Here is a 15,454-nt window from a genome sequence, read left to right as displayed (position 1 = left end):
AAACAAGTATACCAATGGTATACTTGTTTTTTATTTTGTTAGTAACATTAAACTATACTTTTTCGTGAGGTGTAGTTTTCATTTGATTATTTAAATTATGTTGTTTTGTAGTAGTTTTACTGCTATATTTTGCTTCATCTTGGGCGGCTATTTTAACATTTACTTGTACATCATTCATATTAATTGTTCCTAATTCACTAGCTATTTCTAATTTCTCATTTTCATAATCTTTCATTTTTTTTGTGCTAGGTCTTTTTTTGTCAGTCATTTTTACACATCCTTTTACATATTATAAGATTATTATCTGTTTTAAATAATTTAAAATTCTTATAAAAGATTACCAATAAAAATCATAAAAAATTAATTATTTAACTATATATATTAGTAAGCACAATTTTTAATTGCAAGTGAGATTAAATAAACTTATGATTAATATTGAGGAGTTTTTAGTAATTTTAATAAATGATAATTATATATCAGGGGGAATGTTAATGATTCAAAGACTAAATAGTACTTATCATAAGAAAGTTATTGAATATTTGCATAAAGAAAAAGAAGTGAATATATTTTTATTAAGTGATATTGAAAGATATGGCTATGATAGTTATTTTTTTAGCATTTATGGTGGAATAAATGAAGAAGGAGAAATTGAAGGTATCTTACTAAAATGTTTTGAATTTATTATATTTTATGCTTATGATAAGTTTGATGTAGATGATTTCGCAGAATTTATAAACGAAAGTAGTTGTGAAGAGGTCTGTGGAAAATCACAAACACTGGAGAAATTAGAGACAAAGATTTGTCTAGGAAGATATAGAAAAGTTAATATTTTTAAATTAATTAATAAAAACCTACTACCTCCGTACATAGAAGATAATATTAAGCTTAGAAAAATTAGATTTGGTAATTTAAATAAAATAGTAAAATTGTATGAAGAAATAGATGAATTTGAAGATACAACAGTAGATAATATTAAGTCTAGTTTAAAAACTGGAAGAGGTTACTGTATAGAAAGAGAAGGAAAAATAGTTTCTATGGCTAAAACAACTTCAGAAAATAGACATAATGCTATGATTATAGGGGTAGGAACTCATCCTAAATATAGAAATAGAAGCTATGCTACCAAATGCCTAATAAAGATTTGTAATGAATTGCTAGAAGAAAATAGGATCCCTTGTTTATTTTGTGATAATGAAGCAGCAGGTGCTATTTATAAAATGCTGGGATTTGAACAAATTGGATATTGGAGTATATATCGAAAATAGAAAAAATTGTAAAAAGATAATTTGAATTTTCAAGTTATCTTTTTTTATTTGTGGGTATAAATTAATTATCATTAAATTAAGAAATTAATTCCGATAAAAATAGTCAGAAATAATCTTGACAAAAATGGTAGGAAATAATACAATGATATCAAAGTAATTCATACAAGTTTACTATGAATTGTAATGGACACAGAGGGTGATAAAAAATGAAATTATCAACTAAAGGTAAATATGGACTGAAGGCAATATTTGAATTATCTTTGCATGTAAATGAAGGGCCTATGCCTTTAAACATGATTGCAAGTAAACAAAAAATACCAGAGCAGTATTTAGAACAAATATTTTCTACATTGAAGAAGTCAAAATTAATAACTAGTGTAAGAGGCGCACAAGGCGGATATCTTCTTAACAAAGCACCTAATGAAGTTACTGTAGGTGATGTACTTGCTATACTTGAGGGACCAGTAGCACTATCTCAATGCATTATTGAAGAAGGAGTATGTGAAAACTCAAATGATTGTTCTACCAAATTAGTATGGGAAAAGTTAAAAAAAGGAATTGAGGATGTATTAAATTCCATTACACTACAAGATATGGTTGATGACTACAATAAGAAGAATAACATAAAAGAATTTGATATAACAGAACTAATGAATAATAAAAAATAGGAGATGAATTTATGATGGAAAAAAGAAGACTATACATGGATTATTCAGCTACTACTCCAGTAAAAAAAGAAGTATTAGACGAAATGATGCCATATTTAACTGATTACTTTGGAAATGCTTCAAGTTTCCACTTATTTGGGAGAGAGGCAAAAACGGCTTTAGATAAATCTAGAAAACAAGTAGCATCACTTATTAATGCAGATGCAAGTGAAATATATTTCACAAATGGTGGTAGTGAAAGTGATAACTGGGCTTTAGAAGGAGCTGCCTTTGCAAGAAGAGATAAAGGGAATCATATAATAACAAGTAAAATAGAACATCATGCTATACTTCATACTTGTGAATATTTACAAAAAGTACACGGATTTGAAGTTACGTATCTAGATGTTGATGAGAATGGAAAAGTAGATTTAGAACAATTAAAAAGAGAAATAAAAAATACTACTATACTTGTTAGTATAATGTATGCTAACAATGAAATAGGTACTATACAACCTATAAAAGAAATAGCTAAAATAGCTCATGAACATGGTGCTTTAATGCATACAGATGCAGTTCAAGCAGCTGGTAATATACCAGTAGATGTTAAAGATATAGATGTTGACTTAATGAGTATGTCTTCTCATAAAATATATGGACCAAAAGGAATAGGTTCTTTATATATGAAAAAAGGTGTAAGAATACACAATCTTATACATGGTGGAGCTCAAGAAAAGAGAAAAAGAGCTGGTACAGAAAATATACCTGCAATAGTAGGATATGGAAAAGCGGCAGAAATAGCTAAAGAAAATATGGAACATCATATATCAGAATTAACAAGACTTAGAGAAAAACTTATAGAAGGTGTATTAGAGAAAATACCTCATACAATATTAAATGGTCATAGAACTGATAGACTACCAGGTAATGCAAACTTCTCATTTGAATTTATAGAAGGTGAAGGAATATTACTGTTATTAGATCAAGTAGGAATAGCCGGTTCAAGTGGTTCTGCTTGTACATCAGGTTCTCTAGATCCATCTCACGTATTAATGGCAATAGGATTAACTCATGAATGGGCACATGGTTCTTTAAGACTTACTGTTGGAGATTTTACTACTGAAGATGATATAGATTATATATTAGAACATCTTCCAAAAGTAATAGAAAGACTTAGAGGATTATCACCTTTATATCAAACTTATTTAAAAGAACAAAATAAATAATAAATTAAAATAGATAGATTAGAAAATATTAGGAGGAAAAGATTATGCAATATAGTGATAAAGTAATGGATCATTTCTTAAACCCAAGAAATGTTGGACAAATAGAAGATGCAAGTGGAATAGGTGAAGTTGGGAATGCTAAATGTGGAGACATAATGAAAATTTTTCTTGATATAGAAAATGAAATAATAAAGGATGTTAAATTCCAAACATTTGGATGTGGTTCAGCTATAGCTTCTTCATCAATGGCTACAGAAATGGTAAAAGGTAAAAGCATACATGAAGCTTTAGCAATTACTAATAAGGCTGTTGCTGAAGCACTAGATGGTTTACCACCAGTTAAAATGCACTGTTCAGTTTTAGCAGAACAAGCTATAAAGGCAGCATTAATAGACTATGCAGAAAAAAATAATATACACATACCAGAATTAGATGATGTGGTTATAGACGATGATCATGATCATCACCATGATATAGAAGAAGACTAATATAAAATAAATAAAATCTTTGGGGTAACTTATCTCAAAGATTTTTTTTGTCAAAGAAGCAATAAATTTTGAGAATTTAAAAATATACTTTTAAAATTCTTTTAAAGTATATATAATATAGAGAATGAGGTGATTTAGAAAATGAGCAAAAGAGTAATGATAGGTATGAGTGGTGGGGTAGATAGTTCTGTTGCTGCATACCTACTAAAAAAACAAGGATACGAAGTAATCGGCGTTACTATGAAATTATGGCAAGACGATGAAGAATATGATTTAATAGAAAATGACGGTGGATGTTGTTCGCTGGCAGCAGTAGAAGATGCAAGGGCTGTTGCAGACAAAATAGGCATACCATTTTACGTATTAAATTTTAAAGATGTATTTAAAGAAAAAGTAATAGATTATTTTATTGATGAATACTTACAAGGAAGAACACCAAACCCTTGTATAGCATGTAATAAGCATATAAAATTTGACGACTTATACAGAAGAGCCATGGCACTAGGTTGTGATTATGTTGCAACTGGTCATTATGCTAAGATTGAAAAAGACGAAGAAACTGGTAGACATTACTTAGTTAAATCAGTAACTGATAAAAAGGATCAAACTTATGCATTATATAATCTAACACAAGAGCAATTAGAGCATACGTTGCTTCCGATTGGAGATTATGAAAAAGATAGAGTAAGAGAAATTGCAAAAGAAATGGGAATGGACGTTCACAACAAACCTGATAGCCAAGAAATTTGTTTTGTAAAAGATAATGATTATGCAAACTATGTAAAAAGACATTCAAATAAACGTATTAAAGAAGGAAACTTTGTAGATACTAAAGGTAATATTTTAGGAAGACATAAAGGAATAATTTATTACACAATAGGACAAAGAAAGGGACTAGGTATTGCTTTTGGTAAACCTATGTTTGTTCTTGATATAAACCCACAAACTAATGAAGTAATCTTGGGATCAAATGACGATTTATTCAACAATGAATTAATTGCAAAGGATGTTAATCTAATAGCAGTAGATGAGATTACAGAACCAATTAGAGTAGAAGCTAAAATTAGATACTCTGCAAAACCATCACCAGCTACAGTATACAACAACGGGAAAGACTCAATAAGAATAGTATTTGACGAACCTCAAAGAGCTATTACTAAAGGTCAATCTGTTGTAATGTATCAAGGAGACAAAGTAGTTGGAGGAGGAATTATAGACAAAAGTTTATAATAGACTTGATTATAAATTGAAAATTTAGTAGAATTACTATAAGAAAATATAATTTTACAAATAATTTAAATACAATGAAAAGAAGTAGTAAAATATTTAAGGTCTTCACAGAGAAGGAGAAATGGTGAGAACTCCTAGAATAGAATATTTGAAGCAGTCTTGGAGTATCAATCTGGAAATTAAGTATAGATTGACGGTAGTTACGTTATAGCTAAGGTTTTCCGAAGATATCATGTTTATTATGATAATTAGGGTGGTACCGCGAATATACCTCGCCCCTATATAGTTTTATATAGGTGCGAGGTTTTTTAATTTATTTTGAGCAAAGTAAATCAAAAATATATTTACTAATTTAATTTTGGGTAAGATATTGTATTACTTAAATAATAGAAAAAATAGGAAATTTTATTTGTAAAGTAAAAGATATAAATTTATAGGAGGTAAAGCTAATGCAAAACTTAGGAGCTAATGAAATTAGAAAAAGATTTTTAGAGTTCTTTGAATCAAAAGGACATTATGTAGGTAAAAGTGCATCTTTAATACCAAACAATGATAAAAGTTTATTACTTATAAACTCAGGTATGGCACCACTTAAAAATTATTTCTCAGGAGTGGAAGTACCACCAAGTAAAAGAATGTCTACTTGTCAAAAATGTATAAGAACAGGTGATATAGAAAATGTTGGTAAAACTGCTAGACATGGTACTTTCTTTGAAATGATGGGTAACTTTTCATTTGGAGATTACTTTAAAACAGAAGCTATAACATGGGCATGGGAATTTATAACAGAACATCTACATATACCAGAAGATAAACTATGGGTAACTGTTTATCTAAACGATGATGAAGCTTATGATTATTGGGTTAAAGAAATTGGTGTGCCAGAAGAAAGAATGGTTAGACTTGGAAAGGATGACAACTTCTGGGAGATAGGACTTGGACCATGTGGACCTTGTTCAGAGATATACTTTGACAGAGGTGAAAAATTCGGATGTGACAATGCAGATTGTAAACCAGGATGTGATTGTGATAGATATTTAGAATTTTGGAACTTAGTTTTCACTCAATTTGATAGACAAGAAGATGGAACTTATCCAGAACTAGCTAACAAAAACATAGATACTGGTATGGGGCTTGAAAGAATGGCTTGTATAATGCAAGACGTAGATAATATATTTGAAATAGATACTATAAAATATATTATTGAAGGAATAGAAGAATTAGCAAATGTTAAATATGGAGAAGATGCTAAAAATGATGTATCTATAAGAATAATAACTGACCATATGAGAGCTATGAGTTTCTTAATAGCTGATGGTGTATTACCTTCAAATGAAGGAAGAGGATATGTTCTTAGAAGACTGCTTAGAAGAGCTGCTCGTCATGGAAAATTATTAGGAATTAAAGAAGACTTCTTATATGTACTATTTGACAGAGTTAAAAAAGTAAGTGGAGAAGCATATCCAGAATTAGTAGAAAAAGAAAGCTATGTTAAAAAAGTAATTAAGATAGAAGAAGAAAAATTCAACGAAACTTTAGACCAAGGTGTTGAAATATTAAACTCTTATATAGCTGAATTAAAAGCAAACAATGAAAAAATTTTAAGTGGGGAAAAATCATTTAAATTATACGATACTTATGGATTCCCTATGGACTTGACTCAGGAAATTCTTGAAGAACAAGATTTTGAGATAGATGAAGATGGATTCCAGAAAGAAATGGAAGCGCAAAGACAAAGAGCTAGAGCTGATAGAGGTGCTATGGAAGACGAAGGTTGGAAAGAAGATCCACTATCAACATTAGATGAAAGTATAGCTTCAACATTTGATGGATACCAAAACTTAAAGCTATGTGGTAATGTAACTGCCATAGTTAAAGGTGATGAAGTAGTAAGTACTATATGTGAAGGTGAAAAAGCTGTAGTAGTATTAAATAAAACTGCTTTCTATGCAGAAGGTGGAGGACAAGCTGGAGATATAGGAACATTAGAAAATGGAGAGACTATATTTGAAGTTGTTGATACTAAAAAAGGTGCAAACAACACTATAAAACACATAGGATTTGTTAAAAAAGGTAAAATAAGTGTAAGTGATAAATTAGAATCAAAAGTTGACAAAGAAATAAGAATGGCCTCTGCAAGAAACCATACTGCAACTCACTTATTACATGAAGCATTAAAAGAAGTTCTAGGTGATCATGTTAACCAAGCTGGTTCTTTAGTAACTCCAGAAAGATTAAGATTTGACGTAACTCACTTTGAACCAATATCAAAAGAAGAGTTAAAATTAGTAGAAGAAAAAGTTAATACTGCTATTTTAGATGCATTAGACATAAATTGTGAAATTATGAATATAAAAGATGCAAAAGAAAAAGGAGCTATGGCACTCTTTGGCGAAAAGTATGGTAATGAGGTAAGAGTTGTATCTATGGGCAACTATTCAGTAGAGCTTTGTGGAGGAACTCACCTTAACAATACTTCTCAAGTTGGATTATTTAAAATATTATCTGAAGGAGGAGTAGCAGCTGGTGTTAGGAGAATTGAAGCTATAACTGGTAAATCTGTTTATGAATATTTAACAAACAGAGATACAGTAATAAATGACATATGTGTAGCTTTAAAAACAAAAGAAGATAATTTAGTTCAAAGAGCTCATACTTTAGTAGAAGAAAATAAATCTTTAACTAAGGAATTACAAGATGCAAAAACTAAATTAAATTTACAATCAGTTGATGCTTTATTAGATTCAAAAGTTGATGTGTCTGGAGTAAGTTTACTGTGTGCTAAATTTGAAGGAATAGACATGAATTCTTTAAAAGAAACAGCAGACTCTCTAAGAGATAAAGTTGGAAGTGGAGTAGTAGTTCTTTCAAATGTAGTAGATAATAAAGTAAACTTTGTTGTTACAGCAACAAATGATGTAATAGAAAAAGGTATACACTCAGGAAATATTGTAAGAGAAGTTGCAAAAATAGCTAATGGTAAAGGTGGCGGAAGACCAAACATGGCACAAGCTGGAGCAACTGATATATCAAAAGTAGACGAAGCTTTAAGTTATGCAAGTGAGGTTATAAAAAGCCAAATTAAATAACTGAAAGGGGGAATTATTTTGGATAATAATTTCGATTATACAGTAAAATTCGAAGGAGTTACAGAAAATAAAAGTTTGAGCGTAGGAGAAACAATAAATTATGTTTATCAAGCTCTACAAGAAAAAGGATATGATCCTATCAATCAAATGATAGGATATATCCTATCTGGTGACTCTAGTTATATAACAAGTTACAAAGACGCTAGGACAGTAATAAGAAAATACGAAAGAGATGAATTGCTAGAAGAAATTCTTAAGTGTTATCTATCAAAATAGAAAGTGGGTCAATTATAATGAGGAAAAAAATAATATCATTATTATTATTAATCATGATATGTATTGGATTTATTCCCAATTATTCCTTTGCAGCAGAAGAAGGTAAAGTCATTTATATAAGTATGAATAGGGCTAATATAAATGATTTACAAAGAATACCTATTCTAAAAGAAAAACTAAGCAAGAGTGGATATATTGGTTTAATGAATACTAGAGGTGATCAAGGAAATGACGATGCAAGATCATATGCTAGTATAGGTGCTGGGTGTAGAGCCAATGTAGTTAATAATGAAGCTATATCTTTTGAAAATCTAAATGATGAGAATAGTAAAATATACAAGGCATCTACTGGAGAAAATCCAAAAGGTATAAATAACCTAGCTATAAATAAATCTATTAATAACAATATTGAAAGTGGAAGTTATGGTTCTACATTAGGACTACTTGGTCAAACATTATCTGCTAATAACAAAAAAGTAGCGTTATTAGGTAACAGTGATATTGTAGAAAATAATCAATTAAAAAAAATAAGAAATGCGGGATTAATATGTATGGACACTTCAGGCCGTGTGGATTCTGGAAATGTTGATGATATTACTGTAAAAGATTTAAATATGCCATATGGGCTAAGAACTGACTACGACAAATTAACTGCTGACACAAAAACATATTATAAAAACAGCGATGCTTTATTTGTAGAACTTGGTGACACGTATAGATTAGATGAGTACAAATTAAACTTAAATGAAAATACATATAATAAAACAAGAAAGCAAATTTACTCTTATATAAATACATATTTAAAAGAAGTATTTAATATGATAGGTGAAAATGATGTTGTATATATTGTAAGTGAATTTCCAAGTACCCTAGACTATAATAATAAAAGGCGTCTAGCTCCTGTTATTAAATTTTCTAATAATAAAAAAGGATTATTAGAAAGTGCAACAACAAGAAGAGATGGAATAATAGCTAACTTAGATTTAGGTGTTGATATTTTAAATGAATTTGACCTAAAAAATGAAGCTATGATAGGAAGAGCATTAAACAATATTGAAAAAGATGATAATATAAATTACTTATCTTCACAATATGAAAAAATAGTTTCAATAAATGATATAAGATCTACAGTTGTTAATACCTTTGTTGGAATTGTATCTGCATCATGGGTAATAGCAATGCTAGCCCTATTATGTAAAGATAAGCTACCTCACAAAGAAAAAATATTTGTAATATTAAAAGAGTTAATTAAATTAGGATTGATAATGCCTTTAACATTATTACTATCACCTATATTTAATTTTAAGGGGCAGTTAGGTCTAGTAAGTGGTGTTGTTATAATGACCATTTTACTTTATTTATCAGGACGATTACTGTTTAAAGATAATGATATTAAACAAATGGGATATTATGCATTCCTTACCATAGCTTTAATTGTTTTTGACTCAGTTATAGGAACACCTCTTATGAAAAATTGTATAATGAGTTATGATGCAATAGTTGGAGCTAGATATTACGGAGTTGGTAATGAGTATGAAGGTGTAACAATAGCAAGTGCAGTATTTGCATTATCTGTACTTCTTAATTATAAAAAAATACCAAAGTGGTTCACCATAGTATTATCAGTTGTAATACTTATTACAAGTGCATTCCCTTCAATGGGTGCAAATGTTGGTGGTGCCATATCTGAATGTATAGCATACTTATTATTTATTATGCTAATATTTGATGTTAAGTTAGACTTCAAAAAAATCATGATATTAGGATTATCAGCAGTTGTATTGGTTTTAATATTTGCAGGATTAGATTTAATGCTAGGAATGGAGTCTCATTTAGGAGTATTTACTCAACAAATACTACAAGAAGGTCCACAAGCTATATTTAATACATTTGGTAGAAAAATATCTATGAACTTAAAGCTTGCTAAATCATCTGTATGGGTAAACATATTATTAGTAGGAATAGCTGTAATTGGTATATTCATATTTAGACCTTCTAAACATATGAAGAATATATCTAATAAATATCCTATGATATTTAAAGGATTTATTGCATCTATGGTAGGATGCTTAATAACATTGTTAGTTAATGATTCTGGAATTGTAGCAGCAGCTACAGCATCCATATATATATTAATACCAATATTAATTATAAGTATTAACATGATAATTTTTAACGATAAAATAGAATAGAAATTGAAATTAGCCAGAATTTAATTCTGGCTAGTTTTTTTAATACAATATAGAATAATAAAGGTATCTATTAATTATATTTATGTAAAAATTAAGTAGTATGATTATGGATACATAAAAAGAGAATGATTATGCTTGATGGAAGAATAAAGGAAGTTAAAACAGTAATAATAAAACTCAAAAGAGATAATTTGGTTTAAGAAATTTTTATGTTATATTTATCAAAATAGAAAGTAGGTCAATTATAATGAGGAAAAAAATAATATCATTATTATTAATTTTGATATGTATTGGGTTTATTCCTAAATATTCCTTTGCAGCAACTGAAGAAGGGAAAGTTATTTATATAAGCATGAATAGATCTAATATAAATGATTTACAAGGAATACCTGTTTTAAAAGAAAAGTTAAGTAAGAGTGGATATATTGGTTTAATGAATACTAGAGGTGATCAAGGAAATGACGATGAAAGATCATATGCCAGTATAGGTGCAGGAGGCAGAGCTAATGTTATTAGTAATGGGCCCATTTCCTTTGAAAACTTAACCAAAGAGAATGGATTAATATATAAGTCTGCTACAGGAAAAAATCCTAAGGAAATAAATAATTTGAACATTAATGCATCGATTAACATTAATATTGAACAAAGTAGTTATGGTTCTACATTAGGAGTGCTAGGTCAAACATTATCAGACAATAATAAGAAAATGGCTCTGTTAGGAAATAGCGACATAATAGAAAATAACAATGTAATAAAAATAAGAAATATTGGGTTAGTATGTATGGACACCTTTGGTAGAGTTTATTCAGGAAATGTAGATAATATAAATATAAAAGATTTATCTATGCCTTATGGAATAAGAACAGACTATGAAAAATTAATTAAAGAGACTAAATCATATTACAAAGATAATGATGCATTATTTATAGAACTAGGTGATACATATAGATTAGATAAATATAAATCTAATTTAAATGAAAAAACTTATAACAAAATTAAAACAAATATATATACTAATGTAAATAATTACTTAAGCGAAGTACTCAATATGGTAAATGAAAATGATGTAGTATATATTGTGAGTGAATTTCAAAGTAACCTAGATTATAACAATAAAAGACGTCTATCTCCAGTAATTAAGTTTAGTGGCCATAAAAAAGGCTTGTTATCAAGCGCTACGACAAGAAGAGATGGTATAATAGCAAATTTAGATTTAGGTGTGGATATATTAAAAGAATTTGGACTATCAAATGATATTATGATAGGTAAAACATTTGATTATATTGAAAAAGATGATAATATAAAATATTTATCGAATCAATATGAAAAAATAGTTTCAATTAATAATATAAGATCTACTTTAGTTAATATTTTTGTAGGGATTGTATCTGTATCAGGTTTAATGGCAATGATAGCTTTACTATTCAAAGATAAATTGCCGTATAAAGATAAAGTATTTATAGTCTTAAAAGAATTTATTAAATTAGGTATGGTAATGCCTCTTGCTTTACTATCTTCACCTATATTTAATGCTAAAACTCAGATGGGTATAATAATAAGTGTGATAGCAATGACTATTTTAATATATTTATCTGGACGATTATTATTTAAACATAGTGATATAAAACAAATGTCATATTATGCTTTACTAACAGTAGGACTGGTAGTATTTGACTCAATAATTGGAACGTTCTTTATGAAATATAGTGTGATGAGTTATGATGCTATAGTAGGAGCTAGATACTATGGCGTAGGGAATGAATACCAAGGTGTTATTATAGGAAGTTCTATATTTGGACTAGCAGTTTTATTAAATAACAAAAGAATGCATAAATGGTTAGTTGGAGCATTGTTTATTGTAATATTAATAACAACTGCAGCACCATTTATGGGAGCTAATGTTGGAGCAGCTATATCTGAATGTATTGCATTCTTAATATTTATGATGTTGATATATGATGTTAAGCTAGATTTAAAGAAAATAATAATTGTAGTATTGACGGCATTTTTATTAGTGCTAGGGTTTGCTGGATTAGATATACTAATGGGAACAGAATCTCATTTAGGAGCCTTTGTAATGGAAATACTTCGAGAAGGGCCAAGTGCCATAATATTAACCTTCTCTAGAAAAATTTCAATGAATTTAAAACTAGCAAAATCCACTGTTTGGGTTAATATTTTGTTAACTGGAATAGCTGTTATAGGTATATTTATATTTAGACCGTCAAGACATATGAAGAATATTTCTAATAAATATCCTATGATATTTAAAGGGTTTATTGCATCTATTGTAGGATGTTTAATAACATTATTAGTTAATGATTCTGGAATAGTAGCAGCAGCTACCGCATCCATATATATATTAATACCAATATTAATTATTAGTATTAATATGATGATTTTCAATAATAAAATAGAATAGTAATTGAAATTAGACAAATTTAATTCTGGCTAATTTTAAAAATATAATATAAAATAAGGTATGAGAAAAATAAAATAAGATAAAATAATAGAAGTCCCTATTAATTATATTTATGCTAAAAATTAAGAAGGATGATGATGGATACATAAGAAGGAGAAGAAGCATGCTTGATGGAAGAATAATGGGCCTTGATATAGGAGATAAAACTATAGGAGTTGCAGTAAGTGACATAATGGGTTTAACTGCTCAAGGTGTAACGACTATTAAAAGAGTCGGCAAGAAAAAAGACATAGAAGAAATTAAAAGGATAATTTCAGAAAAACAAGTAAATAAAATAGTATCAGGGCTTCCTAAGAATATGAATGGTACTGTAGGATCACAAGGAGAAAAGGTTCAAAAATTCTGTGAGCTATTAAAGGAAGAAACAAATTTACCAATAGAATTTTGGGATGAAAGATTATCTACAGTAGCTGCTGAAAGGTCTTTAATTGAAGGTAATGTTAGAAGAGAAAATAGAAAAAAAGTAATAGATATGCTAGCAGCAGTAATAATATTACAAGGTTATTTAGACTTACAAAGAAATTTCTAATAATATTTTAATAATATATTTGAAATTATCTTAGTATAATATATAATATAAAAAAGAAGAAAGAAATTGAGGTGATCTAGATGCAAGATAATATAATAAGTTTAGTTGATGAAAATGGTGTAGAAAGCGAATTTGAAGTAATATTAACTTTAGAAGCTAATGATAAGGAATATGCTATATTAATGCCTGTTGATGACGAAGATAGCGATGAGGCTTTAGTATTTAGAATAGACCAAGATGAAGAAGGAGAAATGTTAGTTCCTTTAGAAGATGATAAAGAATATGAAATAGTTGTTGATGTTTATAATACATTAATGGACGAAGAAGGACTTAACGACGACGAATTCTAATAAAAAAGACTACCTTAATAGGTAGTCTTTTTTATGTTCAAAACTAAAGATAATATACATAATTATAGAGTTTAATTTTAAAATTACTGGGGAAAATATTGAAAAAAGTAAAGGGGATGACAAAATGAAAAAAAAGACTCTAATAAGCATAATACTTATAATAATTTTTCCCGTGATATTAAATAATAGTGTTTTTGCTAAAGACATAGATTCTTACACAGAAAAAGCAATTTATAATATATTATTAATAGGAAAAGATGGTATAGGAGATAAAAGTTCTAGAGCTGACGCTATGATTATTTTAACTATAGACAATAAAAATAAAGCCTTAAAGCTTACGTCTATAGCTAGGGATACACTAGTGAATATTCCTGGTGAAGGATATGACAAAATAAACCATTCTTTTTCATATGGAGGCTGCAAATTATTACTTAAAACAATAAATAATAATTTTAATCTTGATATAAAAGACTATGCTATTGTAGACTTTAAAAGTTTTGTGGATGTTATAAATGTACTAGGAGGAGTAGAAGTTAATATTGAGGATAGAGAAGTTGAAGGACTAAATAAAGTAATAGATGCATGTTATGGATTAGAAATTAAAAATAAGGGTAATAATATAGAATATATAACTAGTAGTGGCAATCATTTACTAAATGGATATCAAGCTTTAGCTTATTGTAGACTTAGGAAAATAGACAACTGTTTTTATAGAGACGCTAGACAACGAAAAATACTAGAAAGCTTAGCTTATAAACTATCAAAAGTATCAGTTTTTAAATATCCAGAATTGATAAAAATACTACTTAAATATGTAAATGTTAGCGTATCTCCAGATAAAATTTTAGACTTAGCAATAATATCAAGGGACTTAACTAATTATAAAATAAAACAATTGGAATTCCCTAGTAATGAATATAGAGAAGATGGAAGATTAAAACGCAATTCACAATATGTAATTAAATGGGAAAAAGACAAAAACTTAAAAATATTGCATGATTTTATATATAATTAAGTATAATAAATATGGTTATAAAAAAATAAATATATTAATGATTTTCTAAATATTGACATGAGTGAATTTATCATTTACAATAATTACAAAAGATTATCAATTGAAAACGGGTGGTATTATGTGTAATACAATGGAAAATTTAAAAAGCAAATTAAAGGAATCAGGACTAAAAATAACTCCTCAAAGAAGAGCTATAATAAATATACTTCTTGATAATGAAAACAGACATTTAAGCAGTGAAGAAATTTATGATTTAGTTAGGGAGAATTGTCCAGAAATAGGACTTGCAACAGTTTATAGAACAATGCAGTTATTAGACGAAATTGGAGTAATATCAAAATTAAACTTAGATGATGGATGTATTAGATACGAAATTAATTTAAATAAATCAGAAACTCATAATCACCACCATTTAATTTGTAAAAAATGTGGAAAAATAATTGAAGTTGAAGATGATTTAATGGACAACGTGGAAAATGAAATACAAAGTGCTTATAAGTTTAAAATATTAGACCATGATGTTAAATTTTATGGATTATGCCAGGACTGTAATAAAGATATAAGTTCTAAATAGAACTTATATCTTTTTACTTTTGTTGATTTTGTATATTAAAAAAGTACTTTATCTAGATAATGGATAAAAGTATTTTAAATATACTTAAAAT

14 protein-coding genes and 1 other annotated feature are annotated in these 15,454 nt (G+C 28.2%); of the genes, 13 read left to right on the top strand and 1 reads right to left on the bottom strand.

Features of this window, described 5'->3' with window-relative positions:
- Positions 1-52 precede the first annotated feature (52 nt).
- Entirely contained in the window at positions 53-268 is a 216-nt protein-coding gene (locus TEGL_RS13955) for a hypothetical protein (protein WP_018589677.1), read from the bottom strand.
- Between the two features lie 223 nt (positions 269-491).
- On the opposite strand from TEGL_RS13955, the gene TEGL_RS13950 reads away from it, so the two are divergent.
- The 13 genes from TEGL_RS13950 to TEGL_RS13890 all read left to right on the top strand — a co-directional run bounded on the left by TEGL_RS13950 (position 492) and on the right by TEGL_RS13890 (position 15,363).
- Positions 492-1,265 (top strand): GNAT family N-acetyltransferase, encoded by a 774-nt coding sequence (locus tag TEGL_RS13950; RefSeq protein ID WP_018589676.1) that lies wholly within the window; start codon positions 492-494, stop codon positions 1,263-1,265.
- Between the two features lie 206 nt (positions 1,266-1,471).
- Positions 1,472-1,933, top strand: a complete 462-nt coding sequence (locus tag TEGL_RS13945; RefSeq protein WP_018589675.1) for an RrF2 family transcriptional regulator — start codon at positions 1,472-1,474, stop codon at positions 1,931-1,933.
- A 14-nt stretch (positions 1,934-1,947) separates the two neighbouring features.
- Entirely contained in the window at positions 1,948-3,138 is a 1,191-nt protein-coding gene (gene nifS, locus TEGL_RS13940; protein WP_026255016.1) for a cysteine desulfurase NifS, read from the top strand.
- A gap of 44 nt (positions 3,139-3,182) precedes the next feature.
- Positions 3,183-3,626, top strand: coding sequence for a Fe-S cluster assembly scaffold protein NifU (gene nifU, locus TEGL_RS13935; protein WP_018589673.1), 444 nt, complete (start codon positions 3,183-3,185; stop codon positions 3,624-3,626).
- A gap of 141 nt (positions 3,627-3,767) precedes the next feature.
- On the top strand, positions 3,768-4,856 hold the full coding sequence (gene mnmA, locus TEGL_RS13930; RefSeq protein ID WP_018589672.1) for a tRNA 2-thiouridine(34) synthase MnmA: 1,089 nt from the start codon (positions 3,768-3,770) through the stop codon (positions 4,854-4,856).
- A gap of 65 nt (positions 4,857-4,921) precedes the next feature.
- Positions 4,922-5,139 (top strand) — a binding site (T-box leader).
- 166 nt (positions 5,140-5,305) lie between these two features.
- Entirely contained in the window at positions 5,306-7,945 is a 2,640-nt protein-coding gene (gene alaS / locus TEGL_RS13925; protein ID WP_018589671.1) for an alanine--tRNA ligase, read from the top strand.
- Positions 7,946-7,963: 18 nt separating this feature from the next.
- Positions 7,964-8,221, top strand: a complete 258-nt coding sequence (locus TEGL_RS13920; RefSeq protein WP_018589670.1) for an IreB family regulatory phosphoprotein — start codon at positions 7,964-7,966, stop codon at positions 8,219-8,221.
- A 17-nt stretch (positions 8,222-8,238) separates the two neighbouring features.
- The gene (locus TEGL_RS13915) at positions 8,239-10,413 is read left to right on the top strand and encodes a hypothetical protein (protein WP_026255015.1); all 2,175 of its coding nucleotides are present in this window, start codon (positions 8,239-8,241) and stop codon (positions 10,411-10,413) included.
- A 247-nt stretch (positions 10,414-10,660) separates the two neighbouring features.
- Positions 10,661-12,835 (top strand): hypothetical protein, encoded by a 2,175-nt coding sequence (locus TEGL_RS13910; protein WP_018589668.1) that lies wholly within the window; start codon positions 10,661-10,663, stop codon positions 12,833-12,835.
- Between the two features lie 163 nt (positions 12,836-12,998).
- Positions 12,999-13,424, top strand: coding sequence for a Holliday junction resolvase RuvX (gene ruvX, locus TEGL_RS13905; protein ID WP_018589667.1), 426 nt, complete (start codon positions 12,999-13,001; stop codon positions 13,422-13,424).
- An 80-nt stretch (positions 13,425-13,504) separates the two neighbouring features.
- Complete coding sequence (locus tag TEGL_RS13900; protein WP_018589666.1) at positions 13,505-13,774, top strand: DUF1292 domain-containing protein; 270 nt, start codon at positions 13,505-13,507, stop codon at positions 13,772-13,774.
- A 124-nt stretch (positions 13,775-13,898) separates the two neighbouring features.
- On the top strand, positions 13,899-14,789 hold the full coding sequence (locus tag TEGL_RS13895; RefSeq protein WP_018589665.1) for an LCP family protein: 891 nt from the start codon (positions 13,899-13,901) through the stop codon (positions 14,787-14,789).
- Between the two features lie 118 nt (positions 14,790-14,907).
- Positions 14,908-15,363, top strand: a complete 456-nt coding sequence (locus TEGL_RS13890; RefSeq protein WP_018589664.1) for a Fur family transcriptional regulator — start codon at positions 14,908-14,910, stop codon at positions 15,361-15,363.
- The last annotated feature ends 91 nt before the right edge of the window (positions 15,364-15,454 follow it).

The sequence above is a fragment of the Terrisporobacter glycolicus ATCC 14880 = DSM 1288 genome, assembly GCF_036812735.1.
Lineage (GTDB): Bacteria > Bacillota > Clostridia > Peptostreptococcales > Peptostreptococcaceae > Terrisporobacter > Terrisporobacter glycolicus.
Note: the sequence above shows the minus strand (reverse complement) of the source record. Positions and strands in the feature narration are given on the sequence as shown.

Bases quoted from the DNA above. Each gene is read 5' to 3' on its own strand.
- nifU (WP_018589673.1), top strand. From the start codon at position 3,183: ATGCAATATAGTGATAAAGTAATGGATCATTTCTTAAACCCAAGAAAT.
- mnmA (WP_018589672.1), top strand. From the start codon at position 3,768: ATGAGCAAAAGAGTAATGATAGGTATGAGTGGTGGGGTAGATAGTTCT.
- nifS (WP_026255016.1), top strand. From the start codon at position 1,948: ATGGAAAAAAGAAGACTATACATGGATTATTCAGCTACTACTCCAGTA.
- ruvX (WP_018589667.1), top strand. From the start codon at position 12,999: ATGCTTGATGGAAGAATAATGGGCCTTGATATAGGAGATAAAACTATA.
- TEGL_RS13945 (WP_018589675.1), top strand. From the start codon at position 1,472: ATGAAATTATCAACTAAAGGTAAATATGGACTGAAGGCAATATTTGAA.
- TEGL_RS13950 (WP_018589676.1), top strand. From the start codon at position 492: ATGATTCAAAGACTAAATAGTACTTATCATAAGAAAGTTATTGAATAT.
- TEGL_RS13955 (WP_018589677.1), bottom strand. From the start codon at position 268: ATGACTGACAAAAAAAGACCTAGCACAAAAAAAATGAAAGATTATGAA.
- TEGL_RS13915 (WP_026255015.1), top strand. From the start codon at position 8,239: ATGAGGAAAAAAATAATATCATTATTATTATTAATCATGATATGTATT.
- TEGL_RS13910 (WP_018589668.1), top strand. From the start codon at position 10,661: ATGAGGAAAAAAATAATATCATTATTATTAATTTTGATATGTATTGGG.
- TEGL_RS13895 (WP_018589665.1), top strand. From the start codon at position 13,899: ATGAAAAAAAAGACTCTAATAAGCATAATACTTATAATAATTTTTCCC.
- TEGL_RS13900 (WP_018589666.1), top strand. From the start codon at position 13,505: ATGCAAGATAATATAATAAGTTTAGTTGATGAAAATGGTGTAGAAAGC.
- alaS (WP_018589671.1), top strand. From the start codon at position 5,306: ATGCAAAACTTAGGAGCTAATGAAATTAGAAAAAGATTTTTAGAGTTC.
- TEGL_RS13890 (WP_018589664.1), top strand. From the start codon at position 14,908: ATGTGTAATACAATGGAAAATTTAAAAAGCAAATTAAAGGAATCAGGA.